This is a genomic window from Edaphobacter sp. HDX4 (assembly GCF_036877565.1).
GTDB lineage: Bacteria > Acidobacteriota > Terriglobia > Terriglobales > Acidobacteriaceae > Edaphobacter.
In genome coordinates this window covers 1-15,104 of record NZ_JAEDXW010000022.1, presented here as the reverse complement: position 1 = coordinate 15,104, position 15,104 = coordinate 1, and the positions used below count along the sequence as shown (strand labels likewise).

Genomic DNA, 15,104 nt, shown 5'->3' with positions numbered 1-15,104 from the left:
GGGCATCTCTTTTGGGCTGCCACCCCTCCCCCGGTTTTTGTGCAAAGTCTTCTAAAATATAGGGTTAGCCTTGGACCTCTGTTCCTGAGTGTCTAAAAGGTGAACCCCGGCAGAAGCCGGGGTCCCTATAGTTTTGATCTTCTTAAGGCTATCAGGCGGAGCCGAATGAATCGGCAGAGTCTATCCGCCTGGTTTTCTAGGGATTGCGAGGGATCAGGGCTTGACGGCCTTTCTCGAGGAATCGGAGGTGAGCGGCTCCATTGTGACCTCAACATCGAGATGGCGGGTGCTGTCGGGGATATCGATGGAGCCGATGGTCAGTGGTTTGCCCGGCGTCAGGAAGGCGGTTCCTTCTACCAGAGACTGGCGAACGATGGGATCCTGCGGTCCGATGCCAGATCTCTCTTCAGCGATGCTGGATCGTTCAAGCTTCGACTTAAGGCTGACTCCGCCGCTGACTTCGCTGAGGGTCGCCTCAAAGTTCATTCCCACGTCAAGGTAGGTGATCTCGGAATCGGTCGGGTTCTTCGGACTGTTGACCACGACGGGCATGCGGCTGCCCTGCTTCAGGATGGTTCTTTGACCGGGCGCAACCACCATGGAGTAATGCTGCTCTCCGATACGCTTGGCGCCATCCATATCGATAAGCGTGTAGAGGATGCGGTAAGTATGCTGCGGACGATCGATATCGTCGAGAATCTTCCGCACTAGCGTGACCTGGTCGGAGGTCCCATCCACGAGGAGAGCATTTTGCGACGGAATGATGGTGAGCTTCGTCGCAGGTGTGACGATATTGCGCACCGCAACAAGAATCTCGCTGGCATCCTGGATTCGCGGTGCATTTCTGAGATAGAAGGTCTGGAAGGTCGTCGGCTCGTTACGAGGAGGGCCGGGTTGGGCCCATGCTGCGGTTGCGCCGATCAACAGGATAAGAGTGATCTTGCAGATTCCGGGGACGGGTCTCATGGTTTGCCTCGTTCAGGGGTTTGGGAGCTATTGAGTTTTTCGGCTTCCATCGCTGCCTCCGACGGAGCAAAGAACTGGTCGAATTCGGCGCGTTCGCGCTGCTGTTGAGCTGCTCTTCGATCAGGGGTCAGCATGGCGAGCTCAAACGGCGCACGAGCGTGTGCAATCTGCTGAAGCATCCGCTCCTCACTCGTAAGCGGCAGCGGTGGTGGAGGAAGGTTGACGTGGCTGTGGTCGGGTTCTGTGGCCTCGGCGCCGGTCGAAGTGACAGCTGTAGTGCGATGGAGCCGCTGCTCTCGTGGCGGATGGGGACGCGTGTTCGATGCAAGGTTGGTAGCAGTCGAAGGAATGGTGGCTGCGCGGTGTGGGTTCACCGCAGTTCTGGCTGTGGGCTGCGGATTCGAGTGCGATCCTGCAGGTCCGCGCGGTGTGTGCTGCCGGCCAGGCATGAGGATGAAGAAGAGCGCCACGGCAGCGACTGTGGCGCAGGCGCCAGCGATCTTCCAGGGGAAGATCGGAGACCGTCGGGGCCGGGAGCGGTCACTGCCACTCTCTTCTAATGCTTTGAGGATGCGGCGCTCCATTCCTTCGGGGACGGGAGTGTCGCGCAGACCGGCCAGTGTTCTATCGATGGCATCGTCGATGCCGTGATCGCCGACGTGTTTTTGTGGCGAGTATTTCATCGGCTGGCTCCTTTCTCGAGCCGTTCGCGCAGGCGAGTTCGCGCGCGAAAGAGCAGGGCGCGTACGGCGGATTCGGTTCTTCCCAGGACGGCTGCAATCTCGCGGCTGTCGAGCTCTTCGAGCGAGGAGAGCAGGAGGACGTGGCGCTCGTTCTTCGGCAGACGTTCAAGCTCGCGCAGGACGGCCTGAAACTGTTGGGCCTCGTCGAGAGCCCTTTCGGCGGAGATGCCAGGAGCAATGAGGCTCTCGGCGAAGGCGGCATCCATGGACTCGGGTCGCGTACGGCGGCGACGGTCGATCGCGAGGTTCCAGGCGATGCGGATGAGCCAGACACGCATCTCGCGAACCTCGGGCAGAGAGCGGCGGTGCTGGAGGACGCGAACGAAGGTATCCTGCACGGCATCTTCTGCCTCGGCGCGGGAGCGCAGGATGGAGTAGGCGACGCGGAAGAGCAGCGCGGAGTAGGTCTCCACGAGCGCGGTGAGGTCGATCTCTGAACCGGCACTCTTAGCGGACGACAACACCAGACTGTATTCCTCGATCGCGGCCATAGGTCCCATCTACCAGAACAGACGGAGAGGTGCGCTGTTCGCTCGACGATTATTTCAGGGGACCGCGATCGGCCCGAGCTTCGCTAAGGAGCCCACTCATGCAAGGAGGCCGCACTCATCTCGATTCCACCTGGTTGCTGCGCTGCAAAGGGGGGGCACTAGGCTCGCAGTCATGGGACAAGAGGATGGAAGGAAGAAACCGCAGATCCTTCGACTGCGCGGCTACGCCGCTTCGCTCAGGATGACACTTCTGTGGGAGAGCGGTGCTGTTGAGACGAAGGAGCGGCTGATCGATCCAGGGGCGCTGAGTACCAATTTGGGCCGAGATCCTGCGATCGCGCCCCTTCGGGCTTCGCTCAGGATGACACCGGATGAGGTGGTGGTGCGTTTGTGATCTCGGTGAGTACGCCGTCCCACAGGCGGATGCGGGCGTGGATGGCGTCCTCGGCGGCCTGCGTGGCTTCGGCCCAGAGGTCGGGATTGTCGCCGCAGAGATCGGAGACCATGCTGAGCGCGAGGGGGCCGTGATCGTCGCCATCGACCTCGATGTGGCGCTCGAGGTACCAGACGAGGAGGTCGAGTTCGCCGCCAAGCTCGCTGCTGAAGTGGCGGACGAAGGCGCGGAACATCTCCGGGATGGCATCTTCGCGACCGAAGGCAAAGGCGGCGGCCTGCGCTGCGGGTGACCCAGTGCCGATGATCCGGAAGGTGGATTCGACGAACTCGCGGGCGGCGGGTGGGGCGGCCTCGAGGCTAAGGGCGCCGGTGCGGGCGAGGTCGACGACGCGGCGGATGGCGCCAGTGTCGGCCCGGGCCTGCTCCATGGCGTCGAGGTAGAGCTCGAAGTGGCTGATGGTGCGGCCCTGGTACTGGTCGGTCTCTTCGCCGAGAACGATCTCGTTGATGAAGCGACGGCTTTCGGGAAAGGACGTGGGAACCCAAGGGACGTCGACCGACGTAAGGGTGCGCTGGAGGGATTTGAGCAGGCTCATGAAGTCCCAGACCGCGAAGACGTGCGACTGCATGAAGAGACGGATCTGCGGGAGGGTGCGGATAGAGGCGTAGAGAGGATGCGTCTGGAGGCGCTGCTGCAGAGGAGCGATGCGGATCTGGATGGCGGCGACGGAGAGCGATGTTTCGGTGGTCTGCACGTCTTTATTATCGCGTGGAGGACCGGTTGGTGCGGTTGCGCGAACGAACCGCAGATCCTTCGACTGCGCGGCTGCTCCGCTGCGCCGCTTCGCTCAGGGTGACACCTTTCGCTGGCGGGCGCGGCTGAGGAGCGGTATGGGTGGAGAAGCGGATTCTTCCCAGTGCGCTGCGCTTCGGTCGAAATGACTGATGTTTGGTGGGGTGGAATGGCTTCGCGCTTCGCCCGAATGTCCCACTCATGCCGCGATGAGGCTGCGCCATGAATGGGGCACCCGGCAAGTGTGTCTCCACGATATTTTTTGACGTTTTAGCCTGTATTGCCCAGCCATAGATTTGAGACGAATCGATCAGAATTGAAGTGGCAAGTGTGTAAGCGTAATCACTTCGAGTGGCTTCCCACCTCGCAGTACAGGTTTATAACGCCAGGTCCTCACCATCTGGGTTGCAAACTTCTCTATATCGACCGAGGACGCGAAGAGAGGCTCTACGTCGATGACTGTACCTGTTCGAGAAATTAAGACAAATAGCTCAGCCAAACCCTTTGCATGCGATACTGCCAGGTGATTTGGCGGGAAAATTCTAGGAGTGGATACCGGAGTTGTCTCGGCAGGCTCCGTGGCCCAGATATTCGGCTCGAGAGAGGTGTGTGAAGCATCAGGAGGTGGGGTGATCTGCGCCTCATCCAGAGCCGCCTGATCGAGTAGATCGATCTTGATCCGGCAACGAACGTGTGCACCTTTGGAGGCTGTGATTCTTCGGGCGATCGCTTGTTTGAGAAATGAACTGTAGTCCTCGTACCGGATGTTGAAGTTCTGCATTTGACGTAAAGCCATGTTGCCCGTGGTTTGTGAGACGCAAAAGTCATCCATCGGCATCGGCGGATATCCCGGTGGCTCGATCCAAAACCGATATGCGCCGCAATCCAGCACTTCGCCCTGCATGGAAGCCGTGCTAGTTTGCAGTTTTCGGCGGTTAGTGCCAAACCATGGCAGTGCTGGCTGGTCGAGAAACCCACGCGCATAGTAGGACATGATGGACCCGACATAACCATCATCGGTATAGAGGTTCTTACCGTGATCCTCGAAACTCGTCATCATGTGGTTGCCAAAATGGGTGACGGTCTTCGAGCGGCCATCAGAAGTCACCCAACGTTCAATTGTGCCGTCCCCTTCCGGCTTTCCTTCAGGATCGAAGGTCTCGAGAGAGGCTACAAAGTGGTAGGGACCGGGAGACGATGCGAGCACATTTCTGCGATACGCAGCACCTAATAGACTGTCCACCGCTTCGGAGGATTTTGCTGGCGGAAGGGCATTAGCAGCCGACAGCGGATTTTCTGCACCAGGTGGGTTTGTCTGGCCGATGCCATGCGAAATATAGAGCTGTAGCAGCAATGGAAGTAGGCAAAGAGCACGCCTCAAGATAGACCCCTATGTTCACTAAGTAACTCTAAAAAGGCTATCTACTCTGACTGAGGGTTAGGAATAACCCTAAAGGACCAGGCGGAAACCATAGGATCGCACCTTACTCCAGAACTACCGTGTTTTAGGTGAGTCAGACGGTAATCTCTCAGAGAACTTCACGGAACCGGCATGCAATGCGATATATGTGGCGGTATCACCGCGCGAAGGACGTGAGGTGTGATGCGAGCCCTCGCACTCCTGGCCGAAAGCACGCGCTGAATCGCAACAGGAGGCGTGGAGATGGCTTCTCCGCCCTGGCGCCGCTTCATCGTTAGCCTCGATACGCAATATACAGGTTTGAATTCAGAGGGAAGAACTAGCCGGTGGTGGCGAGCATCGCGGCGAGCAGCGCGGTCCGGGGGACGATGTGCTCGACGAGGATGTGCTCGTGGGCGGCGTGGGCTCCGGCGCCGATGGCTCCCATGCCGTCGAGCGTGGGGACGCCGAGGGCGGCGGTGAAGTTGCCGTCTGAGCCTCCTCCGGTCGATGCCTCCTCGAGGGAGAAGCCAAGATCGGCCGCTAGTCGCTTGGCCTGTTTGAAGAGGGCGATGGTCCCGGCCTTGCGCTCCATGGGTGGGCGGTTGAGACCGCCAGTAAGGGTGAGCTTGCAGGCCTTGTCGAAGGGATTGAGGGAGCGGAAGAGGCGGTCGACTCTTTTCTCGTCGGCGGCGCGGGCGATGCGGACGTCGATCTCGGCGTGGGCCTCGGCGGCGATGACGTTGGAGCGCGTTCCTCCGGAGATGACGCCGGGGTTGACGGTCAGGCCGCGCGAGAGGTCGGTGAAGGTGGAGATACGCTCGATCTGCCGGGCGAGCTCGAGGACGGCGGAGTGGCCGCGTTCGAAGTCGACTCCGGAGTGTGAGCCGATGCCCGTGACGTGGAGATCGTAGTGACCGACGCCCTTGCGCGCGGTCTTGAGGGCGAGACCCTGGGCGGGTTCGAGGACGAAGACGGCGGAGGACTGCTGGGCCAAGCGCTCGGTGATGGGGCGCGAGACAAGGGAGCCGATCTCTTCTTCAGAGACGAGAAGCAGGGTGACAGGGCGCAGGAGATTGAGTTCGTTCAGAACGGAGACGGCGGTGAGGGCCATGACGACGCCGGCCTTCATGTCGAGGACTCCGGGGCCGGAGAGCTTGCCGCCCTTGTTGCTCCAGGGCATGGATTTGAGGGTGCCGTGCGGCCAGACGGTATCGAGGTGGCCGAGGATGAGGACGGGTCTCTGGCGGGAACGTGTCGGTCCAAAACGCAATTCGTAGACATCGCCGAAGTTTTTCTGGGGGTAACGCTTCGTCTTCCCCCCCAGGGCCGCGGCCCACCCCGCGGTCAGCTGCTGAGCGGCATTAACTGCAGCAGGATCTTCACTTGGGCTCTCGACGCGCACGAGCTCTTCGAGATGCTGGAGGAACCATGGAAGTTTCCCCTGGGTTTTGGCGGCGATGTCGCTGATACTCATGTATCTCTTTTAGCTTTATATGTTTAGAAAGTTTAAGCTTGCGCTGCGGAAGTGGAGATGTGTCTTTTTTGACACATTAAAAGTGTTTAACCTTGCTGTAGCCTAACTAGCGGATTGTACCGGAGACCCTTATTCGTGGCATCGGCCCCTCATCTCGAGCGAACGATCAGATCGGCAATTGAGTTCTGTGGAGTTGGTCTCCACAGCGGGGCACCAGTTTCGATGCGATTGGTTCCGGCGCCTGCGGGTTCGGGCATCGTCTTCCGCAGAACCGATCTGGACAACTTTGAGATTGCGGCGACAGGCCGCAACGTCGCCAAGGTCAGCTACGCGACCAGCCTGATGCGCGGCAGCGTGCTGATCTCAACGACGGAACATCTGCTGTCGGCGCTGATTGGCTACGGCGTGGACAATGTGATCGTCGAGATCAACAATCTTGAGGTTCCCATCCTGGATGGAAGCTCGTTCCCTTATATTCATGCGTTTGAAGAGACGGGCCTGAAGCAGCAGAGACGCAGGCGTGAGTACATGCGAGTGCTTAAGCCGGTTGAGGTGGAGGACTCCGGCAAGTTTATCGGGATCTACCCGGGCAGGGGCTACGCGATCGATTACACCATCGACTTTCCTGAGCCGATTGGATATGAGACGCTGCGGGTGGATCTTGCGGAGGGAGATTACGCGAAGCTGATCGCTCCGGCGAGGACCTTCGGGTTCAAGGAAGACGAGGCGATGCTGCGGAATATGGGGCTGATTCGCGGGGTTTCGGATGAGAGCGCCATTATTCTTTCGTGCAAGGGTGTGGAGAATGGGCCGCTGAGGTTTCCAGACGAGTTTGTGCGTCACAAGGTTCTTGATCTGATTGGAGATCTCGCGCTGGCCGGACGCCGGATTGAGGGAAGGGTCGTGGCCGAGCGCGCCGGCCATGCCATGCACACTGCCCTGGTGCAGCGGCTGCTGCAGGACCGCTCCTCGTGGGAGATGGTTCATGGCTATGACGAGACGCCGGAAGCCGAGGTCGGGAAGTCCGCAAGGCGCCTCGAACCCGTAACCGCTTAAGAGGGTTTTACTGGTTAATGGCACTGGCAGCGATTGCGCTCGGGTCTAACCTGACCTCCTCCTTTGGAGACCGGGAAGGGAACCTTCGTGAGGCGATACGAAGGCTGGGGAATCTGGGTGAGGTGAAGGCGGTCTCGTCCTTCTTCGATACCGAGCCGGTGGGATACACGGATCAGCCGCGATTTTTGAATGGGGCGCTGCTGCTGGAGAGCGATCTGGCTCCCCCGGAGCTGATGCGGGCGCTTTTGCAGGTCGAACATCAGATGGGGCGTGAGCGGGTGATCGCGAAGGGGCCGAGGGTGATCGACCTGGACCTGCTGTTCTACGGAAACCAAATCGTGAATACCCCAAAGCTTACGCTACCGCACCCGGAGATGCAGCACAGGAGATTCGTGCTGGAGCCGCTGGCGGAGATTGCCGGGGAGTGGACCCATCCGGTGCTGGGAGCCAGCGTAGAGGAGATGCTGCGGGGACTGCAATGAGTGAGCCGGATCCAGGGCGAGCCGACTGATGAGAAGGTAATCGTCATCAGAGTATCCGGCCGGGGCTTGCCTATCCATTCCTCTTAAGAGCCATACTTCTGTGCCTGCTCTGGCCGGTATAGTGCCTGATCATGCAGGGTTTTCATCTCTAGACTGTTCACCCCGACAAACGATCATGATTGCCGCTGAACTGCGGTTTGTATGTGCGCGCGCATGTTCGCGCTTCTCCCGAGAGGACTGAATATGGCTTTACCTTGTCGTAACTTCCTTCTGTCAGGCTGTGTTGCTTTGTTGCTGAGCGCGGCTTCGCTGTGCGCGCGGCCTGTGAAAGCTGGCCCTGCGGGAGACGCGTTTTATGTTCCTCCGGCGCAGCTTCCTACCGGGCCGGGGGGAACCGTGATCTGGGCGCGCCCGCTGGACGGCACGATGGCTCTGCCAGCGGCGGCACAGAATACGCTGGTGCTTTATATGTCTGTCGATCCGGAGGGCCGCCCGGTGGCGGTCTCCGGCACTGTGTCCCTTCCCAAGGGGAAGGCTCCTGCGGGCGGCTGGCCGGTGATCACGTGGACGCATGGCACTACGGGAATGGCAGCGATCTGCGGGCCTTCGCGGGACACGGTCGACGGCCCGGAGCATCCTTACATTGCAGATATTCAGAGGCTGCTGAACCGGTTTGTGGCGAGCGGCTACGCGGTGGTGGCGACGGACTATGAGGGTCTTGGTGTCGGCGGCTTTCATCCCTTCCTGCAGGGGGTTCCGAATGGCCAGAATGCGCTCGACATGATTCGCGCGGCGCGCCGGATTGAGCCGTCCCTTGGAAAGCGTTATGCCGTGATGGGGCACTCGCAGGGAGGACAGGCGGATCTATTTACGGCGATGGAGGGGCCGAAGTATGCGCCGGAGCTGACGCTGGTGGGAGATGCTGCGTTTGCTCCGGCATCGAACATCGCGGCTCGCCTGAGCTCGATCGTTCAATCGGACAAGTTTGAGATTGGTTTGCCGTATCTGCTCTATGTGCTCGAGTCATACGCAAAGTACAACCCGGAGATCGACCTCAAGCAGATCCTGACGGCGGAGGCGATCAGCCATCTGCCGGATCTGATGGTGGGATGCATGACCCATTCGCTGACGACGGGATACTGGTCGACGGCGATCGCGAAGGATCAGTTTCTGCCGCAGCCTGTTCTGGGTCCGTTTCTTACGGTGGCGGCCCGCAATGAGCCGGCGTTGTTGAAGATCCCGGTGCCGTCGATGATTTTGCAGGGCGGCGATGACGTGACTGTGCGACCGGTGGATACGGATGCATCGGTGCGGAAGCTTTGCGCCGATGGCAATGTGGTGGACTACCGCGCATTTCCGGGTTTCGATCACAATGGGTCGATGGTAGCGGGTGCGGATGATGCGGAGCAGTGGCTGGGAGAGCGGTTTGCGGGGAAGCCTGCGAGTGGAAACTGTTCAACGTTACCTTCGGCTGCGATGAAGTAAGGACTGTCGCCGATCTATGCAGAGACGTGCCGGGATGGATGGTATCTTTGGCCATCGTTGTAAATCAGTGACTTCCCATATCCGCCGCTATCCGGAGACGGGAGCCGTTCGCCCACATCAGGACGCGATCGGTTCTATTGGTGTGTGTTGTCAGTGACAGCAAGTTACAGGAGCAGGTCTACCTTGTTTTTCTTTGATCGCTTTATCCGCCTTGCAGATGTTCTCGTGACCGTCATCTTCCGCGGTCGTTTGTCGCAACCAGCCAAGCCAGTATTCCAATTTGCGCTGCTAGCCGTGCTGTGCGGCTTATGCGAAGCCGGTGTTGCCCAGACGGTTCACCTGATCGGGGCGGAGACGACGATTGCAACCAGCTCCATGGACCAGCCCGCGGGTATCGCCGTGGATAGCAGCGGGAATGTTTACGTTGCCGACGCTGATCATGCACGGGTACTGAAGGAGACTTACTCCAATGGAAGCTATACGGAGAGCACGATTGCCTCGGCCTCGGTGCAGGCGCAGCAGGTTGCCGTAGATTCGAGCGGGAATGTCTACTTCGGGGATGGCGGCACGGGCCGCGTGTTGAAGGAGACGCCCACGGGCTCGGGCTACACCCAAAGCGCTGTTCCAACCAGCGCACTGACAAATATAGGCGCGCTGGCGGTGGACGCCGCCGGGAGCGTATATGTCGTGGATACCGGGCATAATCGCGTCCTGAAGGAGACACCCGCCGGGGATACTTACACCGAAGTTACCGTCGCGAGTGCATTGAATTCTCCACACGGTGTGGCGGTGGATGGGAGCGGGAATGTTTATGTCGCCGACACGGGTAACAATCGGATCCTGAAAGAAACCTTCTCCAGCGGAACGTATACCGAGAGCGTGATTGTATCGACCGGGCTTGCCTCTCCATGGGACATCGCGGCGGATAGCGCCGGGAATCTGTATATCGCCGACACCGCACATAACCGGATCTTGAAGGAGACGCTTTCCGGTGGAAGCTATGTCGAGAGCGTCCTCCCGACGGGCTATCTGAACAACGCACTCTCGCTGGCGGTGGACCGCGGTGGAGTCGTCTATGTTCTGCAGACGATACCGGACACGAATCTTATCCTGAAGGAACTGCCGCCGAACTCGGCTTTGAACTTCGGCTCATCGAAGGTCGGAACTGCCGCGCCTTCAGCCACGCTGTACTTTACCTTCGATACTCCTGGCAGCCCGGGTACGCCGAAGATCGTAACCCAGGGGACGCCGGACCTGGATTTTACAAGCAACGGCTCCAGCTGCAATTGGGGTCACCCCTACAATGCCGGTGATACCTGCACGATGGGGGTATCGTTCAAGCCAAAATTTCCGGGTGTGCGATACGGCGCCGTAGTTCTGACGAATGGATCCGGAGATGCAATCGGCACGACCTATCTCCAGGGCAGCGGGGTTGGACCGCAGGTGAGCTTTCCTCCCGGGGCGCTGAGCGAGCTTCCGTTCCATCGCACGGTTTACACGATGACTGTGGACGGAGCGGGGAATGTGTATCTTGTGCAGGCGTTCTCTGAAAACCATCCAAACAATGCTGTCTTCAAGGAGACATGGAACGGAAGCGGCTATACGGAGTCGGTCGTCGCGACGGGGCTGAGTTATCCGACGAATGTAGCGGTCGATGGTGCGGGGAACGTCTACATCTGCGATCAGGATGCCTACAGGGTGTACAAGGAGACGCCGACAGGGAGCGGCGGGTATACCCAGAGCATCGTGGATGGGACCCTGGGCACAGTGATGGGGCTGGCGGTGGACGGTGCAGGAAATGTCTACGTAGGACGCGGAGGAATTGGAGTCGAGAAAGAGACGTACACGGGAGGTTCTTACTCCCGCAGCCAGATCTTCAGCTACATTGCAGCTATAGGAATCGCGGTGGACGCGAGCGGAACTCTTTACATTCCGCGAAACGGCTATGGCATCTATAAAGAGACCTGGAATGGCAGCGGGTATACCGAGAGCATCATTCCCACGTCGTCTGCCGTGGATCGCATTGCAGTCGACGCCAGCGGAAATCTGTACTTACCAGCGGGTTCTTTCATCCTGAAAGAAGAACCTTCAGGCAACTCCTACGTCGAGAGTGGGATTTCTATCAATGGAGGAAATCTGCTGGGTATAGCTTTCGACGGTGCGGGCAATTTGTACTATTCCACCACTGCGGTATGGAAGGTCGATTCCGCAACGGCGCCGAGTCTGAGCTTTACGACTGCCCCCTTTAACTCAGCCAGCGCAGACAGCCCCAAGACGGTCACGTTGAAGAACATCGGAAATGCGGCACTGAGCTTTCCGATTTCGGACACGGGAGACAATCCAAGCGTTTCTTCGAGCTTTACCCTGAATACGAACTCGTCGTCGGGATGCCCGGTGGTCGAGGCAAGCTCGTCGGTCCCGGGAGTACTCGCAGCCGGTGCATCATGCCAGCTCTCTATCGATTTCAGGCCGTCGAGCATAGGAGCGATTCAGGGCTCGCTGGTGCTGACGGACGATACACTCAACGCTGCCGGCCCGAGCTATGCGACGCAGACGCTGTCTCTGTCGGGAACGGGAGTGCAGGCTACGCCGGAGATCAGCTGGGCGATTCCAGCCCCGATCTCGTACGGCACGCTGCTTGGCTCTGCACAGCTAAATGCACAGTCGACTGCGACGGGAAGCTTCACCTATATGCCAGCGGCGGGAACGGTGTTGGGCCCGGGGAGTCAGACGCTGACGGCGACATTCACTCCTGTCTCGCCGGACGACTACACGACAGCGTCGAAGACGGTCACGCTAGAGGTGACGAAGGGGAGTCCGGGGGTCCTGTTGGTGGCTTCCACCAACAGGGCGCTGGTATCGAATGCCGTGACGTTTACAGCAACCGTCTCGTCTTCTGCGGCGACACCGGGAGGGACGATTTCGTTCTATGACGGGACCACACTGCTGGGCACAGCAAATCTGAGTTCCGGAGCGGCGAGCTACACTACCTCGTCGCTGGCCGTGGGAGTGCACTCGATCACGGCAGTCTATTCAGGAGACCCGAATTTTGTGTCGCAGGCCAGCAGCGCGGTGGCGGTGACGATGGAAGATTTCACCGTGGCGCCGACAGGTGGAAGTTCGACCTCGGCTACGGTGTCTGCAGGTGGGAGTGCGGTTTACACGCTGATGCTTGCGCCGCCCGATGGAGGCGCATTGGCCGCGCCTGTCAGCTTTACCGCAGCGGGATTGCCGTCGGGATGGACAGCGACGTTTTCACCAACGACGATTCCGGCAGGCTCCGGAGCGGCAAATGTCACGATCACGGTGACCGCGGGAGCGAAGGCGGCGATGCAGCCACGGTTCGCTCCTTTGAACTGGGAGGCCTCGCCGGTGGTTGTTGGGCTGATCCTGCTGCCATTCGGGGGCAGGCTTCGACGATCGCGGTCCCGCGTGGCTACCACCGCCGTTTTGATCGTCATGGTCATTGCGTCGATGATCGGGATGGCAGGGTTGACCGGCTGCAGCAGCGGTAAGGATGCGGGTTCTGGAGGGCAATCGTCGGGGCAGACGTATGACTTTACCGTCACGGCGACCTCGGGTGCGCTGTCGCATACGACGACGCTGCACCTGACGGTGAAATAACTCGCGGCGTTCCTCTCGTCGCGCGAATTTCGTAGAGCGCCGTTCGGGGTCTATGCTGGTGGGTCAGGCATGGCTTGGGGGCGAGAGGACTTATGGGGTGTTGGATCGGAAGAGTGTTTCTGCTGGGCGGGTTGGCTGCCGGGGTATGGGTAGGGAGCGCCGGAGCGCAGCAGGTGCCGATGTGCCATGGCGGCGAGACGGCTGCGGAAGTCGTGACGCCGGAGCAGCTGCCTGTGCCGGTGAAGATGACCGGCATAGGGAACAGCTCGATGAAGATTACGGCGGCGAACGAGGAGGCTCGAGCGTGGTTCACGCAAGGGCTGAATCTTCTGCACGACTTCTGGGACTACGAGGCGGCGCGGGCATTTGAGCAGGCGGTGCGGGTCGATCCGAAGTGCGCGATGTGTTACTGGGGCCTCTACAAGGCAGAGTCCTTTCGGAGCGCTGCTGTTCCAGCGGCGCAGAGTGCGCTGAGTCGTGCGGTTGCGATTGAAAAGCATGCGAGTAAGGCGGAGAAGCTCTACATTGAAGCGGCGGTAGCGGAGCAGAAAGAGGCGCTGGAGCAGATGCGCGCCAAGCCCGATGCAGCCAAGAAGCCTGTGGCTGCGGTAGCGGAGCAGAAAGAGGCGTTGAAGCAGATGCGCGCCAAGCCCGATGCAGCCAAGAAGCCTGTGGCGGCGGAGAGTGCGCCGCATGTGGATTCCGAAGAGACCAAGCTGTATCGCCAGCTGGTGGCGTTGGAGCCCAAGGATGTGCAGTCGCGAATCTTTCTGGCGGAGTCGTTACGGGACGGCTTCGACAGGAAGGGCGAGCCGCGCGCAGGAACCGCGGAGGGGCAACGAATTCTTCAGGCGATCCTGAAGGAGCATCCGGACGATACGGCGGCAAACCACTACTGGATTCATGCCGTAGAGCCCGGGAATCATCCGGAGCTGGCGCTCGAGAGTGCGGAGAAGCTGGGTGTCCTGACTCCTGCATCCGGGCATATGGTGCACATGCCGGGGCACATCTTCTACAGGACCGGGGACTATGAGTCGGCGCGTGAATCGTTTGTTGCTTCGATGCGAGTGGATGAGGCGTACATGCAGACTCAGCATGTAACCGTGGCGAATGACTGGAACTACGTGCACAACCTGATGTACCTGGTTGCGGATGAGATGGAGGCGGGACGGTTTCGCGAGGCGATGGAGACGTCAGAGAAGCTGACGCATGCGCGAGGCGAGGTTGGGCCTACGCTCTACCGGCAGACTCCGCGAGATGGGATGACGCGGCTGAGCGTGGCGCTTCCGGTGCTGTTGCGGGCGGGAGCGTGGGGGAGTGCTACGGAAGCTCTGGAGCGAAGCTCACCGGACGCGGCGCTGAAGAACCTGGCGGAGCTGCGGGAGGCGATGCTGAACTACACGAGAGGCATGGAAGCTCTTAACCGGGGAGATGAGAAGACGGCCATGGCGATGAGCGACGCGATGGACGCCATGGTGAAGCAGAAGCCGGTTCCGGTTCCGGAGGAGATGCCCGGGATGGCTGTGATGTCGATGTCGAAGGATGCGATGACGATGCCGGTGTACAGCTATCTGGATGTCGCGGCGATGGAGTTGCGTGCGAGCGTTCTGCTAGGGGAGGGGCGCGGGGTGGAGTCCGATCGGATGTTCACGAAGGCAGCTGATGCTGAGCAGGAGCTGGGGTATCGCGAGCCGCCGTTTTACATTCGTCCGGTACAAGAGGCTCGTGGGGATGCGCTGCTGCGGGCAAAGCGTAACGACGAAGCGAAGCAGGCGTATGAGGCGGCCTTGAAGCAGCGCCCCGAATCGGGTTTCGCGCTTTATGGAGTGGCGCAGGCCGATGTGGCGGCGGATCGGCGGAGCGACGCGACGGCGGACTATGCACGATTGCTGCGGGCATGGGCCAAGGCAGATGCCGACCTGCCGCAACTGAAGGCGGCACGCGCATGGATGGCCGGTCAGGCGGCGGATGGGGAGTAGCGGAACTCAATCGAAAGGTGGAGAAAAAGATGGGTCATCGTGACCATGACAGGTTGTGGTGGCGGGCCTATAAAGAATCCACATGATGTAACGCTCTCCGGAGGCGCCCTTGGTGCCTCTTCTTTTTTGGGAGCGTGTGACTGGTGATCGGGTGACGGCTCGGTGATGGGTGGAACCGCAGATCCTTCGACTGCGCGGCTGTGCCGCTTCGCT

At 60.0% G+C, this 15,104-nt stretch carries 12 protein-coding genes; 5 read left to right on the top strand and 7 right to left on the bottom strand.

Annotation, left to right across the window (positions count from 1 at the left end; all coding sequences use genetic code 11):
• Positions 1 to 213: 213 nt before the first annotated feature.
• The 6 genes from JAO29_RS18435 to JAO29_RS18410 form a co-directional block, all read right to left on the bottom strand.
• On the bottom strand, positions 214 to 966 hold the full coding sequence (locus JAO29_RS18435) for a secretin N-terminal domain-containing protein (protein ID WP_334269733.1): 753 nt from the start codon (positions 964 to 966) through the stop codon (positions 214 to 216).
• Entirely contained in the window at positions 963 to 1,649 is a 687-nt protein-coding gene (locus JAO29_RS18430; RefSeq protein WP_334269732.1) for a hypothetical protein, read from the bottom strand. The genes JAO29_RS18435 and JAO29_RS18430 overlap by 4 nt, the downstream gene beginning before the upstream one ends.
• Entirely contained in the window at positions 1,646 to 2,200 is a 555-nt protein-coding gene (locus tag JAO29_RS18425; protein ID WP_334269731.1) for an RNA polymerase sigma factor, read from the bottom strand. The genes JAO29_RS18430 and JAO29_RS18425 overlap by 4 nt, the downstream gene beginning before the upstream one ends.
• 356 nt (positions 2,201 to 2,556) lie before the next feature.
• Positions 2,557 to 3,351, bottom strand: a complete 795-nt coding sequence (locus tag JAO29_RS18420; protein WP_334269730.1) for a DUF3050 domain-containing protein — start codon at positions 3,349 to 3,351, stop codon at positions 2,557 to 2,559.
• A 348-nt stretch (positions 3,352 to 3,699) separates the two neighbouring features.
• The gene (locus JAO29_RS18415) at positions 3,700 to 4,632 is read right to left on the bottom strand and encodes an energy transducer TonB (RefSeq protein ID WP_334269729.1); all 933 of its coding nucleotides are present in this window, start codon (positions 4,630 to 4,632) and stop codon (positions 3,700 to 3,702) included.
• A 496-nt stretch (positions 4,633 to 5,128) separates the two neighbouring features.
• Positions 5,129 to 6,265: a M20 family metallopeptidase gene (locus JAO29_RS18410; RefSeq protein WP_334269728.1), complete on the bottom strand. Its 1,137-nt coding sequence runs from the start codon at positions 6,263 to 6,265 to the stop codon at positions 5,129 to 5,131.
• 135 nt (positions 6,266 to 6,400) lie between these two features.
• Between JAO29_RS18410 and lpxC the strand changes: the two genes are divergently transcribed.
• The 5 genes from lpxC (at position 6,401) to JAO29_RS18385 (ending at position 14,891) form a co-directional block, all read left to right on the top strand.
• Entirely contained in the window at positions 6,401 to 7,321 is a 921-nt protein-coding gene (gene lpxC, locus JAO29_RS18405; RefSeq protein WP_334269727.1) for a UDP-3-O-acyl-N-acetylglucosamine deacetylase, read from the top strand.
• Between the two features lie 17 nt (positions 7,322 to 7,338).
• Positions 7,339 to 7,803 (top strand): 2-amino-4-hydroxy-6-hydroxymethyldihydropteridine diphosphokinase, encoded by a 465-nt coding sequence (gene folK, locus JAO29_RS18400; RefSeq protein ID WP_334269726.1) that lies wholly within the window; start codon positions 7,339 to 7,341, stop codon positions 7,801 to 7,803.
• A 243-nt stretch (positions 7,804 to 8,046) separates the two neighbouring features.
• Positions 8,047 to 9,288: a lipase family protein gene (locus tag JAO29_RS18395; RefSeq protein ID WP_334269725.1), complete on the top strand. Its 1,242-nt coding sequence runs from the start codon at positions 8,047 to 8,049 to the stop codon at positions 9,286 to 9,288.
• A 183-nt stretch (positions 9,289 to 9,471) separates the two neighbouring features.
• A complete protein-coding gene (locus JAO29_RS18390) occupies positions 9,472 to 12,912 on the top strand; it encodes an Ig-like domain repeat protein (RefSeq protein WP_334269724.1) in 3,441 nt (1,146 codons plus the stop codon).
• A gap of 92 nt (positions 12,913 to 13,004) precedes the next feature.
• Positions 13,005 to 14,891 carry a tetratricopeptide repeat protein gene (locus JAO29_RS18385; protein WP_334269723.1) on the top strand — a complete coding sequence of 629 codons (1,887 nt, stop codon included), beginning with the start codon at positions 13,005 to 13,007 and terminating at the stop codon, positions 14,889 to 14,891.
• On the opposite strand, the gene JAO29_RS18380 is transcribed toward JAO29_RS18385, so the two are convergent.
• Positions 14,870 to 15,104 (bottom strand): hypothetical protein (locus tag JAO29_RS18380; protein WP_334269722.1); only part of this gene is annotated, 235 nt, incomplete at its 5' end. The genes JAO29_RS18385 and JAO29_RS18380 overlap by 22 nt on opposite strands.

What these genes read in the sequence shown, in the direction of transcription:
- JAO29_RS18395 (WP_334269725.1), top strand. Translation starts at nt 8,047, where the DNA reads ATGGCTTTACCTTGTCGTAACTTCCTTCTGTCAGGCTGTGTTGCTTTG.
- JAO29_RS18385 (WP_334269723.1), top strand. Translation starts at nt 13,005, where the DNA reads ATGGGGTGTTGGATCGGAAGAGTGTTTCTGCTGGGCGGGTTGGCTGCC.
- JAO29_RS18435 (WP_334269733.1), bottom strand. Translation starts at nt 966, where the DNA reads ATGAGACCCGTCCCCGGAATCTGCAAGATCACTCTTATCCTGTTGATC.
- folK (WP_334269726.1), top strand. Translation starts at nt 7,339, where the DNA reads ATGGCACTGGCAGCGATTGCGCTCGGGTCTAACCTGACCTCCTCCTTT.
- JAO29_RS18430 (WP_334269732.1), bottom strand. Translation starts at nt 1,649, where the DNA reads ATGAAATACTCGCCACAAAAACACGTCGGCGATCACGGCATCGACGAT.
- JAO29_RS18410 (WP_334269728.1), bottom strand. Translation starts at nt 6,265, where the DNA reads ATGAGTATCAGCGACATCGCCGCCAAAACCCAGGGGAAACTTCCATGG.
- JAO29_RS18425 (WP_334269731.1), bottom strand. Translation starts at nt 2,200, where the DNA reads ATGGCCGCGATCGAGGAATACAGTCTGGTGTTGTCGTCCGCTAAGAGT.